This is a genomic window from Streptomyces sp. NRRL F-5126, from assembly GCF_000721265.1.
Taxonomy (GTDB): Bacteria; Actinomycetota; Actinomycetes; order Streptomycetales; family Streptomycetaceae; genus Streptomyces.
On sequence record NZ_JOFZ01000006.1, the window covers coordinates 485,563 to 503,075 of the forward strand.

Consider the following 17,513-nt stretch of genomic DNA (forward strand, 5'->3'; position numbering starts at 1 on the left):
AACAGCCTACGGCCACGGGGGCAGGGCTCGCGGCGTCCCGGTCCGCTCGTACGCTGCTGCTACCGTCGGCCGCGTCAACACGGATACAGGCCCAGACGGCCGTACGGCCGTGCGAATGCGCGAGAGGTGGCTGAGGACAGGTGTCACGGAGCAGCTCCGGATGGGTCGCCGGGCTCACGGCCGCGGCCCTGGCCGCCGTCGGCTTCCTCGCGGTCCAGGCATCCGCTCACGCGCCCTCGCACCCCGCCACGGCCGCATCGGCGTCGCCCGGCGCCTCCGCGTCCCACGGCGCCGCGGGGCCCCAGCGGCCGCGCAAGGACCCGCGCGCGCTGCCGGCGGACTCGGGCGACGGCGCGCGGGTGGTGTACGCGCTCAAGGCGGAGCGGGTGTGGCTGGTCGCCAGGGACGGCAAGGCGACGCGTACGTTCACGGTGCAGCCGAGCACGGTCGATCCAAAGCCCGGCACCTACACGGTGACCAGCAGGACCGATCAGATCACCGGGTCCGACGGCGTGCCGATCGAGCACGTGGTCCTCTTCGCGAAGGAGGACGGCACGGTGATCGGCTTCAGCGCGGCGCGCAACGGCTCGATGGCGAGCCCGGACCCGTCGAAGAAGACGGGCGGCGTGCGGATGAAGACGGCCGACGGGGACGCGCTGTGGAACTTCGCGACGTTCGGCTCGACGGTCGTCGTGGTGCCGTGAGGCTCCGTCGGCCGTAGCCCACCACTCCGGGTCCCGCGGGCCGCGCCTCAGCGCCGGACCCCGCTCCGCGGCCGGTCAGCGCGTCGGGGCCGGTCAGCGCGTCGGGGCCGGTCAGCGCGTCGCGACGGCCCGGCCGCGCCTGCCCGTCGCGTCCGCCGGGGGCGCCTGCGGCTCCGGCTCCTCCTCGGAGCCGTCCGCCGGCGGCGTCGACACGGCGGACGCCGCGGCGCACGACGCCAGCAGGTCGCTCATCGGCACGCCGGACGGCTCGGCGCCGTGCGGACCCGCCGGGGTGCGGGACTGTGACCGCTGCTGTGGTTGTGGCTCGCGCTGGGACGCCGTCATGACTGCCTCCTGGGCTCCGGGGGCAAGCGTGGTGAGGTAGCCCTAACCACCTGGTGCTTTTCCCATGTGACCACGCGGGCGGCGGGCCGCGCAACATCGTGCCGACATCTTGTCGGGATGTTCGAAACGGGCACGGCCCCGACACAGCGGAACCGGCACAGCGGCCCGGGCACAACGGCCCGCGCGTCACGCGAAGGCCGCGCCCAGCGCGGTGAGCGCCCCGTCCGTCCAGCGCTGCCCATACCCCGTGAGGGTGACACGCCGCCGCTCGTCCTCCTCGGGTGCGACGCCTGCGGCGCCTGCGGTGCCGCCCGCGTCCCCGGTGGCGCGCTCGATGACGACGTGCAGGCGCGTGTCCGACAGCTCCTCGACCTTGTCGTCGCCCCACTCCACGACGACGACGGAGTCGGGCAGCGACACGTCGAGGTCCAGGTCCTCCATCTCGTCGAGGCCGCCGTCCAGCCGGTACGCGTCGACGTGCACCAGCGCCGGGCCGCCGGACAGCGACGGGTGGACGCGCGCGATCACGAACGTCGGCGACGTGACGGCCCCGCGCACGCCGAGGCCCTCGCCGATGCCGCGCGTCAGGGTCGTCTTGCCCGCGCCCAGCTCGCCCGTGAGCATCACCAGGTCGCCGGGGCGCAGCAGGGCGGCGAGTTCCCTGCCGAGGTCGCGCATGCGCTCGGGGGCGTCGACGGCGATTCCGGCCGTCGTGGCGTGGCCGGGCACGGGGGCGTGGCCCTGGGCTGGTGCTGGACTGTTGCGCGGTGCTTCCATACGGGCCAACGTTACGGGCAAGCTCCGGGGGAGAACCCGGGCACGCCCGCGCGGGCCAGCAGGCCGGTCAGCCGGTCCGTGACGGCGTCGGGGTGCTCCAGCATCACGAGGTGGCCCGCGCGCTCCACGAGGACGAGTTCCGCGTCGGGCAGCACCTCCGCGATGGCCTCGCTGTGCGAACTGGGCGTGATGAGGTCGCCCTCGCCGGCCAGGATCAGCGCCGGGGTGGACCGGAAGACGGCGAGCGCCCGCACCTTGTCGTGGTCGGCGAACGCCGGGTAGAACTCGGCGACGACGTCGATCGGAGTGTGCTCGATCATCCGCTCGGCGAACCTGGCGATCGCCGGGTCCACGTCCTCGGAGCCGAACGAGTAGCGCTTGATCACGCCCGCGTACAGGTCCGCGGTGACCCTGCGGCCCTTCTCGACGAGCCCTGCCTGCGAGCCGAGCGCCTTGAGCACGCCGGGCAGTACCCGGCGCGCGGCGTTGACGCCGAAGGCGGGCAGGCCGTACGTGATCTCGGCGAGCCTGCCGCTCGACGTGCCGACGAGTGCGACGGCGGCCACGCGCTCCCTTATGAGGTCGGGGTACTGCTCGGCGAGCGCCATGATCGTCATGCCGCCCATGGAGTGGCCGACGAGCACGAGCGGTCCCTCGGGCGCGGCCGCGTCGATGACGGCCTTCAGGTCGCGGCCGAGCTGGTCGATGGTGACGGGCTCGGGGCCCGGCCCGCCCTGGGCGACGCCGCGCCCGGAGCGCCCGTGGCTGCGCTGGTCCCAGTGGACGGTACGGACGCGGCCGCGCAGGGCGGCCCGCTGGAAGTGCCAGGAGTCCTGGTTGAGGCAGTAACCATGGCTGAACACGACGGTGACGGGCCCGCCGGGCGCTGTGGGCCCGTGCCGCGCCGCGCTGCCAGCCCTGCCCGCGCCGGCAGCGCGTGCCGCGTGCGCAGCGGTGTGGGCGGCCCTGCCGGCCTCCCCGGACCCCTCGGCCTCGTCGATCTCGACGTACAGCTCCGTGCCGTCGTCGGCGATCGCGCGGCCCGGGGTGCCGCGCAGCGCACCGTACGGGCCCGCCACGTCGAGCGCGAGGCGCGCCCTGCGACGCATGCCCCGGCTGACGGTGAGCCGGTCGATGGCGACGCCCGCCGCGGCGCTCGCGGCGATCACCCCTATCGTCGCGCCCGCGACGCCCGCGCGGCGCCACGCGCCGGTGACCGCCGAGGCGGCCGTCGCGCCCGCCCCGACCGTGGCGCTGGTGGCCCGGGCCACGTCCCGTGCCGCTCCGCCGTCGCTCACGCGCGTCCGTCCTTCCGCCTCCGCACCGCCCGTCCGGCTGTTGTCTTCCCCGGTGGCGTCACGCCGACTCCTGGCCCGCGCCCGCGTCCTCGTCCTCGTCCTCGTGCAGGTAGACGCGCGGGACCCGCGCACCGATGCGCGTGACGATCTCGTACGCGATGGTGCCCGCCGCCTCCGCCCAGTCCTCGGCGGTCGGCTCGCCCCGGTCTCCCGGGCCGAAAAGCACGGCGCGCGTGCCCTCGGCGACGGGCTCGCCGCCGAGGTCGACCACGAACTGGTCCATGGCGACCCGCCCCGCCACCCGCCGCCAGGCGCCGCCCTCCCCCACCAGCACGGGCCCGCGGCCCGACGCGTGGCGCGGGATGCCGTCCGCGTAGCCGAGCGGCACGAGGCCGAGCGTGGTCTCGCGTGAGGTGTGGTACGTGTGCCCGTAGCTGACGCCGTGCCCCTCGGGCACCTGCTTGACCAGCGCGAGCGACGCGGACAGCGTCATCACCGGGCGCAGCCCGAAGTCCGCGGGCCTGCCGAGCTCCGGGCTCGGCGAGATGCCGTACGTGGCGATGCCGGGGCGCACGAGGTCGAAGTGGGCGTCGGGCAGGGTGAGCGCGGCCGCGGAGTTCGCGATGTGCCGCACCTCGGGGTCGACGCCCTCCTTCTCGGCGTGGGCGACCATCTCGTGGAACACGTCGAGCTGTGCGGCGATGGACGGGTGGCCGGGCTCGTCCGCGCACGCGAAGTGGGACCACAGGCCCGTCACCCGTACCTCGCCGGCCTCCTGCGCGGCGAGCGCGGCGCCGACGAGTTCCGGCCAGTCGGCGGGCTGGCAGCCGTTGCGCCCGAGGCCGGTGTCGGCCTTGAGCTGGACGCGCGCGGTCCGGCCGGCGGCACGGGCCGCGCCGGTGACCTCGCGCAGCGCCCACAGGGCACTGACCGACATGTCGAGGTCCGCCTCGACGCCCGCGTCCCACGGGTCGCCAGGCGTCCACAACCAGCACATCAGAGGGCCGTCGACGCCGGCGGCACGCAGCGCGAGCGCCTCGTGCGGGGTGGCGGTCCCGAGCCACCGCGCCCCGGCGGCACGCGCGGCGCGTGCGGCGGGCACCATGCCGTGCCCGTACCCGTCGGACTTCACGACGGCCATCACCTGCGCGCCACTGGGCGCGACCCGGGCGCGCAGCGCGCGCACGTTGGCGCGCAGGGCGCCGAGGTCGATCTCGGCCCGCGCCCTGACGTGACGTGAGTTCTGGTGGTTTCCGGTCATCGCGCCAAGTGTCTCAGAACGGACGCCGTCGCTCCGCCCACCGGACGTCACCCGACCGCGTCACGCCGCTCCGGCGCCGCGTGCCGGTCGACCGAGGCGCCGAGGCCCACGGCCGTCTGGGGGACGAGCAGCACGATGAGGATGATCAGCGGCACGGTCCAGCCGCCGGTCGCCTGGTGCACCGCGCCCAGCGCCAGCGGCCCCGTAGCGGCCAGCAGGTAGCCGAAGCACTGCGCCATGCTGGACAGTTGCGCGGCGTGCCGGGTGTCGGGCGAGCGGTCCACGATGAACAGCATCGCCAGCGAGATGGCCGCGCCCTGGCCGAGGCCGAGCAGGACCATCCACAGGTACGCGCCGCCGACCGGCGCCGCCGCCATGCCGGCGAAGCCTCCCGCCGTGAGTACGGCACCGACCGTCGCCAGCAGCCCGGGGCGCACACCGCGCGCGGCGAGCACCGGGCTGAGGAAGGCGCCCGCGATGCCGAGGAGGCTGGAGAAGGAGAGCATCCAGCCTGCCGCCGACTGCGCCATGCCCGCGTTGGTCAGCATCGTCGGGAGGTAGGCGGCGGCCGCGTAGTACGACAGCGACTGCAACCCCATGTATCCGGTGACCAGCCAGGCCACCGGGTGGCTCCACAGCCCCCGTACGGGGTGCCCGGCCGCGCCCGCCCCCGCGGCGGACGCGCGCGTGTGACGGCGTACCTGCGGCGCCCACACGAGGAGCGCGACCACGGCGAGCAGCCCCCACAGCGCGAGCGTGGGCCGCCAGCCCAGGGAGAGGGCGTGCCCGACGGGCACGGTGACGCCCGCGGCCAGGGCCGCGCCGCCGAACAGCGACATCGAGTAGAGGCCCGTCATCAGGCCCACCCGGTGGGCGAAGTCGCGCTTGATGACGCCTGGCAGCAGGACGTTCGCGACGGCGATGCCCGCGCCGACGACGACGGTGCCGCCGAGCAGGGCGGCCATCGAGGGTATGAGCCGCAGCGCGGTCCCGCAGCAGATCGCCACCATCGTCAGCAGCAGCGCGGGCTCCATGCCGAGCCTGCGGCCGAGCCGCGGCGCGAAGGGCGCGAGCAGCCCGAAGCAGAGCAGCGGCAGCGTCGTCAACAGCCCCGCGGTGGCCGTGGACATGCCGGTGCCCGCGCGGATCGTGTCGAGCATGGGCGACGCGGCGACGATCGCGGGCCGCAGGTTCAGCGCGAGGACGATGACGCCGACGCCGAGGAGGAGCCCGGCGCGGGCGCGCTTCGCCGCACCCCCTGCGGGCTCGCCGGCCCCGGTCGCCGCGCCCGCCCCGGTGGCCCACGTGGCGTCCGGGGCGCTGGTCCCGGCCACGGTCATGGACCCGTCTTCGGCGGTGCGTGCGGCCGAGCCGCTGTCCGTGCCGCCGGAAGCGGAGCTCACTTCGGGACTCCGTTCTCGCGGCCTGCCGCCGAGGCCGGGTACCCCGCACCCCGCGGCAGCGGGTCCGCATCCTGCAGCCTGCGCAGGGACGTGACGGACTCGTCGATGTAGCGCGCCACGGCGGCCGTCGCTCCCTCCGGGTCGCTCGACTCGATCGCCGCGAGCAGGTCCGCGTGCGAGTCGGCCTGCGCGCGCTCGGGGGCGGGCAGCGGCGCGTCGGCGATGGAGGCGATCGCCGCGCGCAGTCCGTCCGACAGGTGGCTGTAGAGGTCGGCGAGCATGCTGTTGTGCGCCGCCGCGACCACCGCGCGGTGGAAGGCGACGTCGGCCCGTACGAACGCGTCGGTGTCGCAGGACCGCCAGGCCGCGCCGCGCTCGGCGAGCGCGGACCGCAGCGCCGCCAGGTCGGCCTCCGTGCGCCGGCCGGCCGCGAGCCTGGCCGCGTCGCGTTCGAGCCCAGAGCGGACCTCGAACGCCTCCAGGTGGCCCGCGCGCCGCAACCGCCTGTGCAGGGCCGCGCCCAGCGCGTCGGCGGCCCGTACATACGTACCGTCGCCCTGCCTGGCCTCCAGCATCCCGCTGTGGCCGAGCGCCCTGACGGCCTCGCGCACGGTGTTGCGGCCCACGCCGAGCATCTCCGTGAGCACGGGTTCCGCGGGGATCTTCGTCCCCACCGCCCACTCGCCCGACTCGATCAGGCTCTGGAGCTGCTCGATCACCCGGTCGACCAGGTTCGACCGCTCCGCCGCGTGGATCGGCACGCCGCACCTCCCTGTCGTCGCAATCAGCCGAACATCCCATGTTTAGGCAGACAGCCTAACATCCCATGTCTGAGGGTGATCGGTACGCGCGCGGCCCTGGTTCCCCGCTCGGGGCGGGAGACCAGGGCCGCACGGCCTGGGCGTCGTCCTCAGCCGCCGAGCGCCACCGCGTATCCGTACCAGGTCGCGTGCGGCAGCCACTGCTCCAGCCAGCGCCAGTCCGTGTTCGGCCCGGTCTCGGCCTCACCCGGGTCCCACTGGAGCCCCGAGCCGTCGGTGGCGCGGCCCGTGATGCCGTTGACGATCCCGCCCGCCGAGCGGAACCACCGGTAGGAGCCGTGGCCGAGCCTCACCGGGTCCGGGTACTCCTGGTAGAGCGGCACCTCGTTGCCGTGGCCCTCCATCATGCAGACGCTGAACGGATTCGCGCCGAGGACCCAGTCGAGCTGCGCGGTCGCGTACGCGTGCAGACGCCGCGCGAGCGCCCGGTCGCCGAGCTTGGCCGCCGCGAGCCGCGCGGCGGCGGCGAGCGAGGCGACGCGCGCGTTCTCGCCCTGCCACCACGCGTCCTGGCTGCGCGGGGTGACGTTGTGCGGGAAGAAGAAGCCGCTGTAGCGCCTGCCCTCGGCGTCCTGCACCAACTGGCGTGCGTAGCCGTAGGGGTTGGCGACCTCCGCGGTCACGGCGAGCTCGAACTCCATGGAACGGCGGACCGTCTCCCGCACCCGCCGCGCCGTGGCATCGTCGGCGATGTCCAGGTACGTCAGGAGCGCGACGGCGGGCAGCCCGGCGTCGGAGGGGTGGAAGAAGGGCCGGTCCTTGTCGTCCGCGCGCCAGTAGTCGTGGTACGTCCTCCACTGGGCGAGGCGCGCCATGAGGTGCGCGGCGCGGCCGTCGGCGGCCTCCCGGTAGCCGTCCGCCTTCGCGCTCCCCGCGGTGGCCCCGGCCAGTTCGACCGCCGCGAGCAGCCCGTTGGCGTCGTCGAGGATGTTCTCCTTGCCGTCGTTGACCATCCCCGCGTTGTGCGTCGCCAGGTAGGCGAACGCGTCCTCGGCCGCGGCGAGGTAGTCGGCGGGCGCGTAGTCGCCCGAGACGGGATACGTGCTCGCCCGCGCGAGCGCCGCGATCGCGAGCCCCGCGCCCTCCCGGTAGGCGACCTGGGTGCCGTCGAGCGTCCGCTTCGCGGGGTCCGCGCCGAGGTCGGACGCCTCGTCCTGGGAGATGGAACTGTAGAACGTGGCCCCCGGCTTGTGGACACGCACCAGATAGTCGGCGCCGAACAGACCCTCTTCGAGGAACCAGCCCACCAGAGCGGTGAAGTCGGAGTTCTTCCGCGCGACCAGGGCGTCGTGGGTGGCGAGCATCGCCCAGGCGGTCAGCGGGATGGAGAGGGTGTTGAAGTACGTCGTGTCCGAGAGTTGCGTGAAGTGCTTGCCCCAGTCGGCGGCGGCGTCGTACCAGCCGCCGTGCACATCGACAGGGCGCGTACCGCCGGACGGCACCAGCGAGCGATCGGTCTTGTCGTACTGCCCGCTGGAACGCGAGTCCTTGAAGTAGTGCGCGACGTGGGAGAGCGTCCTGCGCTCCAGCACTCCCGCCTCGACACGGAAGGGTGCGGAATCGGCCGCGGGCCCGTCGCTCGCGGCGCCGCCGTCCAGGACGAGCACGTACCGGCCCGGCGCCGTGAGCGCGGAGAAGTCGGCGACCCAGTGGTACTGCGGGGTGGCGGGCCAGTGGTCGTCGCGCCAGTCGGGCACCGCACCCGCGCGACGGGCGGTGCCGCGGTACGCCGTGCGGCCCGTGCCGGCGTCCACGACGCGGTACCTGACGGGGCGGCGGGAGTCGGTGCGGGCCACGATGACGGCGCGCTTCGGGCCCGCGGCCTCGTAGCCGACGTTGTTCGCATGGACGCGGGCGCCGCGGCCGGGGCCGCCCTTGGAGACGGTTTCGGCGGTGGCCGAGCCGGAGGCGGGCGCGTGCGCGGGGGCGGCTTGAGCGGCGGCGGGCACCAGGCCGCCCGCGACTCCGGCGCCGAGCGCCGCCGTGCCGCCGAGCAGCAGCCGCCGCCGCGTGCGGTCGTGGTCGGGCAGGTCGGAGTCGTGGTCGCGGTCGCGATCGGCGGGTTGGGAAGCGGACATGGATCCTCCACGACGAGGGAAGCGAGGGAAGTCCGGATGATTGAAAGGAAACTTTCCAAACAATTCGCGACCGTAGGGCCGTGCGATCGAGAGGTCAAGGCCCCGTGCATCAGCACCCGTTCGTGGCCGAAGCCACTGCGCACGCCCCAGCACCCCGCTCCCGCACGCCGGCGCTCGCCCATGAGCCGCGTCCGGCCCGGACCAAGCGGCTACGGTGAGGCGTTCGAGACCGGGACACAACGCGCACGCGCGCCGGGCGGGCCCGGCAGGAGTCCGGGCCGCCGAGGCGACCCCGGCCGTGTCCCGGCCGTCGCGCGGGCAAGTGGTGCCGGCCGTACGGCACATCGAGTGCTTTGGGGAGCAACCGACGTGAAAACCAGGAACCGTACCGTCCACCGCGCGTCCGCGCTGACGGCCGCCGCCGGCACGGTCCTCGCCACAGGCGCGATCGCGACCCCGGCCCAGGCGGCGCCGAAGCCCCCGTCGATCGTCGCCAAGGGCGGGTACGTGATGAACGACGCGACGCACGCGGGCTACTTCGGCAAGGCGGCCGACACCCGCAGGTCCACCGGCTCAACCACCAAGATCATGACCGCCCGTGTGGTGCTCGCGCACAAGGGCCTGAACCTGAAGTCCAAGGTGACGATCCAGAAGGCGTACAGCGACTACATCGTCGCGAAGAACGCCTCGTCCGCCCATCTCATCGTCGGCGACAAGGTGACCGTCGGGCAGTTGCTGTACGGGCTCATGCTGCCCTCGGGCTGCGACGCCGCCTACGCGCTCGCGGACAGGTTCGGCAAGGGCTCCACCCGCGCCGCGCGCGTCAGGTCGTTCGTCGGGCAGATGAACGCGACGGCCAAGAGCCTCGGGTTGAAGAACACGCACTTCGACTCGTTCGACGGCATCGGCAACGGGCACAACTACTCGACGCCGCGCGACCTGGCGAAACTCGCGAGCAGCACCCTGGAGTACCGCACCTTCCGCACGGTCGTGCGGACGAGGTCGACCAAGCAGAAGGTCACCACGAGGAACGGCGGCTACCGCTACATGGCGTGGACCAACACCAACAAGCTGCTCGGCAGTTACCCGGGCGCCATCGGCGTCAAGACGGGCTCCGGCCCCGAGGCGAAGTACTGCCTCGTCTTCGCGGCGACGCGCCACGGCAGGACCGTCGTCGGCGCGGTCCTGGCCTCCTCGTCCGTGGCGCACCGTTCGGCGGACGCGAAGAGGCTCATGGACTACGCGTTCAAGCGCTGACGTCGCACACGTCGCGCCACGCGGCCGGCAGGTGGTCGGCCACGTCGTGCGCGGCGATGGGCGCGCCGCGCGCCGCGAGGCGGGCCGCCAGGCCGTGCAGGTACGCGCCGACCGAGCCGGCGTCCCTCGGTGCGAGTCCGGCCGCGAGCAGCGAGCCCGTCAGGCCGGTCAGGACGTCGCCGCTGCCCGCGGTCGCGAGCAGGCCGGTGCCGGTCGCGTTGACCCGTACCGGGGTGGCCGGGTCGGGGTCGGCGACCAGCGTTGTCGAGCCTTTCAGCAGCACCGTCGCGCCGTAGCGCGCGGCGAGTTCGCGTACGGCGGCCAGCCTGCCCGACTCGACCTCGGCGCGCTCCACGCCGAGCAGCGCGGCCGCCTCGCCCGCGTGCGGGGTGAGCAGGGTGGGCGCCGTGCGCGCCCGTACGGTGGCCGCGTCCAGGGCGTGCAGCGCGTCCGCGTCGATCACGACCGGTACGTCCGAGGCGAGCGCGTCGTCGAGCCCTGGTCCCCCGCTCAGGCCCGGGCCCACCGCCCACGCCTGCACGCGGCCGGCCTTCGCGGGCGGCCCGTCGCTGACCAGCGTCTCGGGGTGGCGGGCGAGCACCGCGTCGCCGCCCGGTCCCACGTAGCGCACGGCGCCCGCGCCGCCGCGCAGCGCGCCCGCCACCGCGAGCACCGCCGCGCCCGGGTACTTCGCCGACCCGGCCACGACGCCGACGACGCCGCGCCTGTACTTGTCGCTCTCAGCGCCTGGGACCGGCAGCAGCCGTGCCACGTCCGCGTGCTGCAGCGCCTCCACGGCGGGCGACGAGGGGAGGTGCGGGGCGAGCCCGATGTCCACGAGCCGTACCACGCCCGCGCGTTCCGCCGCCGGGTCGATCAACTGGCCCGGTTTGTGGGCGCCGAAGGTGACCGTCACGTCCGCGGACATTGCCTCGCCCGCCACCTCGCCGGTGTCCGCGGACACCCCGCTGGGCAGGTCGACCGCGACCACGACCGCGTCGGACGCGCGCGCCGCGCGCGCCAGGGGGATCGCGTCGGGGCGCAGCCCGCCGTGCCCGCCGATGCCGGTGATGCCGTCGAGTACGACGTCGGCGCCGGCGATCGCCGCGTACGGGTCGTCCTGCGCGCCGAGCACGTGCCCGCCCGCGCGGCGCAGCGCCGCGAGGCCGCCCTCGTGGGCGCGGCCTGGCGCGAGGAGCACGGCGCTGACGCGGGCGCCGCGCCGTGCGAGGCGCGCGCCCGCGTACAGCGCGTCGCCGCCGTTGTCGCCGCTGCCGACGAGCAGCACCGCGCGCGCCCCGTACACCCGCCCGAGCAGCCCCGCGCACACGGCGGCGAGGCCGGCCGCCGCGCGCGCCATCAGCGTGCCGTCGGGCAGCCGCGCCATGAGCTCGCGCTCGGCTGTCCTGACCGTCTCCACGTCGTAAGCAGTCCGCATGTCCTCAACCCTCCGCGATGACGACGGCGGACGCCACTCCCGCGTCGTGGCTGAGCGAGACGTGCCAGGCGCTCACGCCGAGTTCGGCCGCGCGCGCGGCGACCGTGCCGCTCACGCGCAGCCGCGGCCTGCCGCTGTCCTCCACGTACACCTCCGCGTCGGTCCAGCGCAGGCCGCCCGGCGCGCCGAGCGCCTTCGCCAGCGCCTCCTTGGCCGCGAACCGGGCCGCGAGCGACGCGATGCCCCTGCGCTCCCCGTCGGGCAGGAGCAACTCCGCCGCGACGAAGAGGCGTTCGCGCATCTGCGGGGTGCGCATCAGCGAATGCCCGAACCGGTCGATCTCCGCCACGTCGATCCCCACCCCGATGATCACGCCACGCCAACTCCCCTCGTCTCATTCCACCGTCACGGACTTCGCCAGGTTGCGCGGCTGGTCCACCTCGTTGCCGCGCGCCGTCGCCAGTTCGCAGGCGAAGACCTGCAGCGGCACCGTGGCGACCAGCGGCTGGAGCAGCGCGGGCGTGGCGGGCACCCGGACGAGGTGGTCGGCGTACGGCAGCACGCTCTCGTCCCCCTCCTCGGCGATGACCACGGTCCTGGCCCCGCGCGCCCTGATCTCCTGGATGTTCGAGACGATTTTGCCGTGCAGCACGGAGCGGCCACGCGGCGAGGGTACGACCACGACGACCGGCAGGTCCCGCTCGATCAGCGCGATCGGGCCGTGCTTGAGCTCGCCCGCGGCGAACCCTTCGGCGTGCATGTACGCGAGTTCCTTCAGCTTGAGCGCACCTTCCAGCGCCACCGGGTGGCCGACGTGGCGGCCGAGGAAGAGCACGGTCGGCTTGTCGCTGAGCGACCTGGCCAGCTCACGTACCGGCTCCATCGTCTCCAGGACGCGCGCCACCTGCTCGGGGACGTGCGACAGTTCGCGCACGACGGCGCGGATCTCGTCGCTCCGCTTGGTGCCGCGCACCTGCCCCAGGTAGAGCGCGACGAGGTTGCACGCGACGAGTTGCGTCAGGAACGCCTTCGTGGAGGCGACGGCGACCTCGGGGCCCGCGTGCGTGTACAGCACGGCGTCCGACTCGCGGGGGATCGTGGAGCCGTTGGTGTTGCAGATGGCGAGGACCTTGGCGCCCTGCTCGCGCGCGTGCCGCAGCGCCATCAGCGTGTCCATCGTCTCGCCCGACTGGGAGATGGCGATCACGAGCGTGCGGGCGTCGAGGATCGGGTCGCGGTAGCGGAACTCGCTGGCGAGCTCGACCTCGCACGGCACGCGCGTCCAGTGCTCGACGGCGTACTTGGCGATGAGCCCGGCGTGGAACGCGGTGCCGCACGCGACGACCACGACCTTCTCCACCTCGCGCAGCACGGCCGCCGGGATGCGCACCTCGTCGAGCGAGAGCGTGCCCTCGCCGTCGACGCGGCCGAGCAGCGTGTCGGCGACGGCCTTCGGCTGCTCGGCGATCTCCTTGAGCATGAAGGACGCGTAGCCGCCCTTCTCGGCGGCCGACGCGTCCCAGTCGACGTGGTACGAGCGCACCTCGGCGGGCGAGCCGTCGAAGCCGGTGACGGTGACGCCGTCGCGGCGCGCCTCGACGACCTGGTCCTGGCCCAGCTCGATCGCGTCGCGCGTGTGCGCGATGAACGCGGCGACGTCGGAGGCGAGGAACGTCTCGCCCTCGCCGACGCCGACGACGAGGGGCGAGTTGCGGCGTGCGCCGACGACCACGTCGGGCGCGTCCGCGTGCACGGCCACCAGCGTGAACGCGCCCTCCAGCCGCCGGCACACCCGGCGCATCGCCTCGGCGAGGTCGCCGCATCCGGCGAAGGCCTCCGCGAGCAGGTGCGAGACGACCTCGGTGTCGGTTTCCGAGGCCAGGACGTGGCCGCGCCCCGCCAGCTCGGCACGGAGCGCGGCGAAGTTCTCGATGATCCCGTTGTGGACGACGGCGACGCGGCCCGCGCTGTCGAGGTGCGGGTGGGCGTTGGTGTCGTTGGGGGCGCCGTGCGTGGCCCAGCGGGTGTGCCCGATGCCGACGGGCCCGGCGGGCAGCGGCGCCTCGGCGAGCGCCTTGTCGAGGTTGACGAGCTTGCCGGCGCGTTTCGCCGCGAGGAGGCCGCCGCCGTCGAGCACGGCGACGCCCGCGGAGTCGTAGCCGCGGTATTCGAGGCGTCTCAGCCCGGCGATGACCACGTCGAGCGCCGACTGAGGACCGGCATATCCCACGATTCCGCACATAAAGTGCAGCCTACGGTGGGTCCGGCGCGGTCACAGCACAACGCGCGGACGCGGCGTCGGGGCCCGCGACGGCCACGCGTTGTGCTCTGCCGGCCGCGCGCCGGGTATCCCGGGGCCCGGAGTGCGAAGGACGTCACAGGATGACTCTGGCCGCGAGCGCCCACCACACCGTTCAATGGGTACGTGACGCTTCACGCCCTGCTCGGCCTCCCCCGCATGCTCCGCCACGGCTCGACGACAGGAACCGACCTGCCGCCGGACACGGCCGTCGTGCTCGACCCGCCCGCCGCGCGGCTGCGCCCCGCGCTGGTCGCGGCGGCGGCCGGCGACCACCGACCCGCCCGCGACCTGCTCGCCGCGACGCGCCTTGGCGGCGAGTGGGAGAACCGCGCGGCGTGGACCCCGCGGCTCGCGGCATGCGCGCTGCAGAGCCCCGGGTGGCTCGACGACTGGCTCGCCGGGTCGCCCGACGACCCGGACGCGGCGCTGGTGCGTGCGGGCGTGTCCCTGAAGCAGGCGTGGGCGGTGCGCACGGGGGCGCGCGCCAAGGACGTGCCGCCCGACCAGTTCGAGGCGTTCTTCGCGCTGCTCGACGACGCCGCGCCGCTGATCAGCGACGCCGCGGAGGCGTGCTCCGACGACCCGGTGCCCTGGCAGTTCGCGCTTGAGCACGCGACGGGCAGCCAGTCGCCGCGCGAGGTGTTCGACGCGTACTGGGCCGAGGCCACGCTGCGCGCCCCGCACCACTACGGCTGCCACACCGCGGCCCTGCAGTACCTGTGCGAGAAGTGGCACGGCTCGCACGAGGAGATGTTCGACTTCGCGGAGCGCTCGGCGGGCGCCGCACTGCCCGGCTCCAAGCTGCACGCCCTGCCGCTGCTCGCGGCGTTCGAGCACGACGTGCTCGCCGACGCGACGCGCGGCGACGGCGTCCGCCGCTCGCGGATCTCCCGGGTGCGCGTGGGCGCGGCGGTGGAGCGCGCGCTCGCCCTCGTCGCGACGTACGAGGACGGCGACCCGGAGGTCGCCGACGTCCGCAACCACCTGGCGCTGATGCTGCTGCTCGGGCGGCGTCCCGAGGCCGCGCTCGCGCAGTTCGCCGCGATCGGCACGCACGCGACGGAGTACCCGTGGGCGTACTTCGGTCCCGCGCGTGAGCAGTTCCTCGAGTTCAGGGCGGGTGTACGGCTGCATGTGGCCGCGCAGGTGCCGTTCTTCACCGGGCGGACGATCCCCGCGCAGCGCACGCGCCCCCCGGACGAGGCGGGCGTCGCCGTGGTGCGCGCGTCCACCGGCCGGGTCGCGGAGGCCGCCAGGCAGACGGGCGCGGAGCTGCGGATATCCGCACGCGACGACGCGACGTACGCGGAGGTCCCCGCCGGCACACCGGGCCGCGGCGCTCCGGCGCGGCGGGCGACGCTGATGGGCGAGGACGCCCTCACGGCGGTCACCGCGGGCCTGACACGCTCGGTGCGCCGCCCGGCGCTGGTGCTGCGCAGGACGGGCGACCGCTACGGCTTCACGCTGCTGCGCCGCGGCCGCCGCCTCGCCGAGCACGAGTGGGACGCGACGGCGCCGATCCCCGACCACGAGAGCGCCACCGCGACGGCCGGCGCCCTCGCCGCCGCGTACGGCATCGAGGACAGCCGCCCGCTGACCGCGCTGCTGCGCGCCTGCGACGCCCCGGCGGCCCGCCTGGCGGCGCTCGTGGCGGCGCTGGGGCTGCCCCCGGTGCCCGCGGACTTCACGCTCGCCCACGATCCGGGCGCCGAACTCGTCACCCGCCGCACGCGACGCCCGGGCCGCTGGTGGGCGACCCGCCTCGCCGCGATCCTGGTGTGCGCCCCGACGACGCTGTACGCGTGGTGGGCCCCCGGTGTCGGCCGCGCCCGTGCCTGCCTGGCCACGTTCGCCACGCTGTACCTCACCACCCGCCTCACCCGCGCCTGGCGCCACCGCCCGCGCCACCTGACGGACGCGTGACGCACGTCCGGCGCCCTTGCGAGCGGCCGCGCGACCCGTTCGTGACCCGGTTGGGGGAGACTGGCACGTGGACGCGGCCGCCGTCGCCGAGCCCCAGCCACCGCTTCCCCGGACCACGGAAGGCGTGACCCATGCCGTCGCAGCACGACGCCGCCCCGCGCGCGGGCACCGGCCCGGCCACCGGCCTGCCCGTGGACGGGCCCTTCCCGGACGGGCCGTTCCCGGACGGGCCCTTCTCGGGCGAGCCCGGGGCAGCCGCCGCCCCGGGCGCCACGCGCCACCGGTCGCTGCGCGACGTCGACCAGCGGCTGTTCCTCTCCGCCGACGCCGTCACCCTCGCCGCGCCCGAGGGCTACGCCACCGTGCGGTTCGCGGACGCGGCCGAGGTCCTGGCACACCCCGACGGCGGCCGGATCCTGACCGGACCCGACGGGGTGCGTGTCGCCGTCGAGCCCACCCTGTACGCCATGCTCTCGCCCGAGCGCGTCGCGGCGATCGACGCCGCGGTCCCGCCCGCCGCCGTCGTGGCGACGCGGCCCCGCGACCCCGGTGCGATTCCCAGGCCGCTCGAGGCGGGCGCCGACGGCGGGCCCGGCCTCAGCAGCCGCACCCGCACGCCCGCTCCCCCGCCCGCACGCTCCCGGGCGCGCACCGTCGGCCTGTACGCGGCGTGCGTGGCGGTCGCGGGGGCTGCCCTGCTCGCCATCAGGACGACGTTCGCGCAGCTCGGCGCCCCGCACCCGCACTACACGGTCGCCGCGATGTTCTGGGTCCTGACGGCGGGCCTCGTCGTCGTGGCGCGCGACCTGCGCAACCCGCCGAAGGACCGCACGCACATCACGCGGTGGTGGAACCTCCCGGACCAGTTCCGACGCTGAGCGCTCAGATCCGAGGGTCCGTCGGCGCCAACTCGCCCTCCTTTCACAGGATTTGATCCGACTGACACGCGCGCGCTCGGGTAGGCACAGCCTGGCCACTCCACCCGGATGGCCGACGCCCGACTATCGAGAGCGATCCGTTCGCGATCGACGCAGGAGCTGCCCCGTGCGTTTTGACTCGACCGGCAAAGTCTCCCTCGGCCACATATACAGCGGACTCGATCCACGCCCGTACTTCACCGCTCTGCGCTCACTGGACTACTGCATCCCGCAGCAGGCCACCCCCCACTTCGCCAAGGTGATCGAGGAGTACCGCACGGTACGCCGCACCGCCACGCCGCAGATCCTGGACGTCGGCTGCTCCTACGGCATCAACTCCGCCCTGCTCAGGTGCGGGGCAAGCATGGAGGAGCTGTACGAGCGGTACGACTCGACCGGCTCCCCGGTCGATGTCCTCGACCGCGCCGAACTGCTCGCCCAGGACCGAAAGTTCGTCGTCGAGAGGCGGCCCCCCGCACCGCGCGCCCGCTTCGTGGGCCTCGACGCCTCGCTGCCCGCCCTGTCGTACGCGGTGGAGGCCGGCTACCTCGACGACGCCGTGCACGCCGACCTGGAGGCGAACGACCCCACCCCCGACCAGCGGGCCCGGCTGGCCGGCACCGACCTGATCATCTCCAGCGGCTGTATCGGGTACGTGACCGAGCGGACCCTCGTCCGCGTGATCGCCGCGCAGAACGGCCGCCGCCCGTGGATGGCCCACTTCGTCCTGCGCATGTTCCCGTTCGACCCGATGAAGCGGGCGCTCGCCGCCCTCGGCTACCGCACCCGGCGGGTCGAGGGGATGTTCCGGCAGCGGCGGTTCGCCTCGGCCGAGGAGCAGACCCAGGTGCTGCACACGATGTCCGAGGCCGGGGTGAGTACCGGCGGCCTTGAGGACGAGGGCTGGCTGCACGCACAGCTCTACCTGTCGCGGCCGGACGACGACTGACACCACCACCACGCTCCGAAACGCTCGGACACGAGTGGCT

Annotated in this window: 15 protein-coding genes; 5 read left to right on the forward strand and 10 right to left on the reverse strand. The window is 74.6% G+C overall.

The features are described from left to right. Positions 1–140: 140 nt before the first annotated feature. On the forward strand, positions 141–704 hold the full coding sequence (locus IH48_RS0115085; protein WP_030903736.1) for a L,D-transpeptidase: 564 nt from the start codon (positions 141–143) through the stop codon (positions 702–704). Positions 705–815: 111 nt separating this feature from the next. Here the strand turns inward: IH48_RS0115085 and IH48_RS0115090 are convergent, their stop codons facing one another. From IH48_RS0115090 to IH48_RS0115120, 7 genes are all read right to left on the reverse strand, one after another. Beyond that, on the reverse strand, positions 816–1,049 hold the full coding sequence (locus IH48_RS0115090; RefSeq protein ID WP_030903738.1) for a hypothetical protein: 234 nt from the start codon (positions 1,047–1,049) through the stop codon (positions 816–818). A 186-nt stretch (positions 1,050–1,235) separates the two neighbouring features. Continuing rightward, positions 1,236–1,826, reverse strand: coding sequence for a tRNA (adenosine(37)-N6)-threonylcarbamoyltransferase complex ATPase subunit type 1 TsaE (tsaE, locus tag IH48_RS0115095; RefSeq protein WP_030903739.1), 591 nt, complete (start codon positions 1,824–1,826; stop codon positions 1,236–1,238). A gap of 11 nt (positions 1,827–1,837) precedes the next feature. Further along, entirely contained in the window at positions 1,838–3,124 is a 1,287-nt protein-coding gene (locus IH48_RS0115100; protein WP_420705487.1) for an alpha/beta fold hydrolase, read from the reverse strand. 58 nt (positions 3,125–3,182) lie between these two features. After that, a complete protein-coding gene (gene alr, locus IH48_RS0115105) occupies positions 3,183–4,385 on the reverse strand; it encodes an alanine racemase (protein ID WP_030903742.1) in 1,203 nt (400 codons plus the stop codon). A 47-nt stretch (positions 4,386–4,432) separates the two neighbouring features. Next, positions 4,433–5,788, reverse strand: coding sequence for a CynX/NimT family MFS transporter (locus tag IH48_RS0115110; RefSeq protein ID WP_234434254.1), 1,356 nt, complete (start codon positions 5,786–5,788; stop codon positions 4,433–4,435). Continuing rightward, positions 5,785–6,549, reverse strand: a complete 765-nt coding sequence (locus IH48_RS0115115; protein WP_078849739.1) for a FadR/GntR family transcriptional regulator — start codon at positions 6,547–6,549, stop codon at positions 5,785–5,787. Before IH48_RS0115115 ends, IH48_RS0115110 begins: the two co-directional genes overlap by 4 nt. A gap of 149 nt (positions 6,550–6,698) precedes the next feature. Next, positions 6,699–8,687, reverse strand: a complete 1,989-nt coding sequence (locus IH48_RS0115120) for a glycoside hydrolase family 9 protein (RefSeq protein WP_051839797.1) — start codon at positions 8,685–8,687, stop codon at positions 6,699–6,701. A 408-nt stretch (positions 8,688–9,095) separates the two neighbouring features. Between IH48_RS0115120 and IH48_RS0115125 the strand changes: the two genes are divergently transcribed. Beyond that, positions 9,096–9,944: a D-alanyl-D-alanine carboxypeptidase family protein gene (locus tag IH48_RS0115125; protein WP_037842147.1), complete on the forward strand. Its 849-nt coding sequence runs from the start codon at positions 9,096–9,098 to the stop codon at positions 9,942–9,944. On the opposite strand, the gene IH48_RS34390 is transcribed toward IH48_RS0115125, so the two are convergent. From IH48_RS34390 to glmS, 3 genes are read right to left on the reverse strand one after another with little or no spacing between them, the layout of a single operon-like run. After that, positions 9,934–11,382 carry an NAD(P)H-hydrate dehydratase gene (locus IH48_RS34390; RefSeq protein WP_030903751.1) on the reverse strand — a complete coding sequence of 483 codons (1,449 nt, stop codon included), beginning with the start codon at positions 11,380–11,382 and terminating at the stop codon, positions 9,934–9,936. The genes IH48_RS0115125 and IH48_RS34390 overlap by 11 nt on opposite strands. Before the next feature lie 4 nt (positions 11,383–11,386). Then, positions 11,387–11,755 carry a holo-ACP synthase gene (locus IH48_RS0115135; protein ID WP_030903754.1) on the reverse strand — a complete coding sequence of 123 codons (369 nt, stop codon included), beginning with the start codon at positions 11,753–11,755 and terminating at the stop codon, positions 11,387–11,389. A gap of 21 nt (positions 11,756–11,776) precedes the next feature. Continuing rightward, a complete protein-coding gene (gene glmS, locus IH48_RS0115140; protein WP_030903756.1) occupies positions 11,777–13,624 on the reverse strand; it encodes a glutamine--fructose-6-phosphate transaminase (isomerizing) in 1,848 nt (615 codons plus the stop codon). A gap of 183 nt (positions 13,625–13,807) precedes the next feature. Here glmS and IH48_RS33335 point away from each other — a divergent pair, with 183 nt between their 5' ends. The 3 genes from IH48_RS33335 (at position 13,808) to IH48_RS0115155 (ending at position 17,473) form a co-directional block, all read left to right on the forward strand. Beyond that, positions 13,808–15,607: a hypothetical protein gene (locus tag IH48_RS33335; protein ID WP_051839799.1), complete on the forward strand. Its 1,800-nt coding sequence runs from the start codon at positions 13,808–13,810 to the stop codon at positions 15,605–15,607. Positions 15,608–15,738: 131 nt separating this feature from the next. Next, entirely contained in the window at positions 15,739–16,485 is a 747-nt protein-coding gene (locus IH48_RS0115150; protein ID WP_030903759.1) for a hypothetical protein, read from the forward strand. 166 nt (positions 16,486–16,651) lie between these two features. Further along, the gene (locus IH48_RS0115155; protein WP_030903761.1) at positions 16,652–17,473 is read left to right on the forward strand and encodes a class I SAM-dependent methyltransferase; all 822 of its coding nucleotides are present in this window, start codon (positions 16,652–16,654) and stop codon (positions 17,471–17,473) included. Positions 17,474–17,513: the final 40 nt, after the last annotated feature.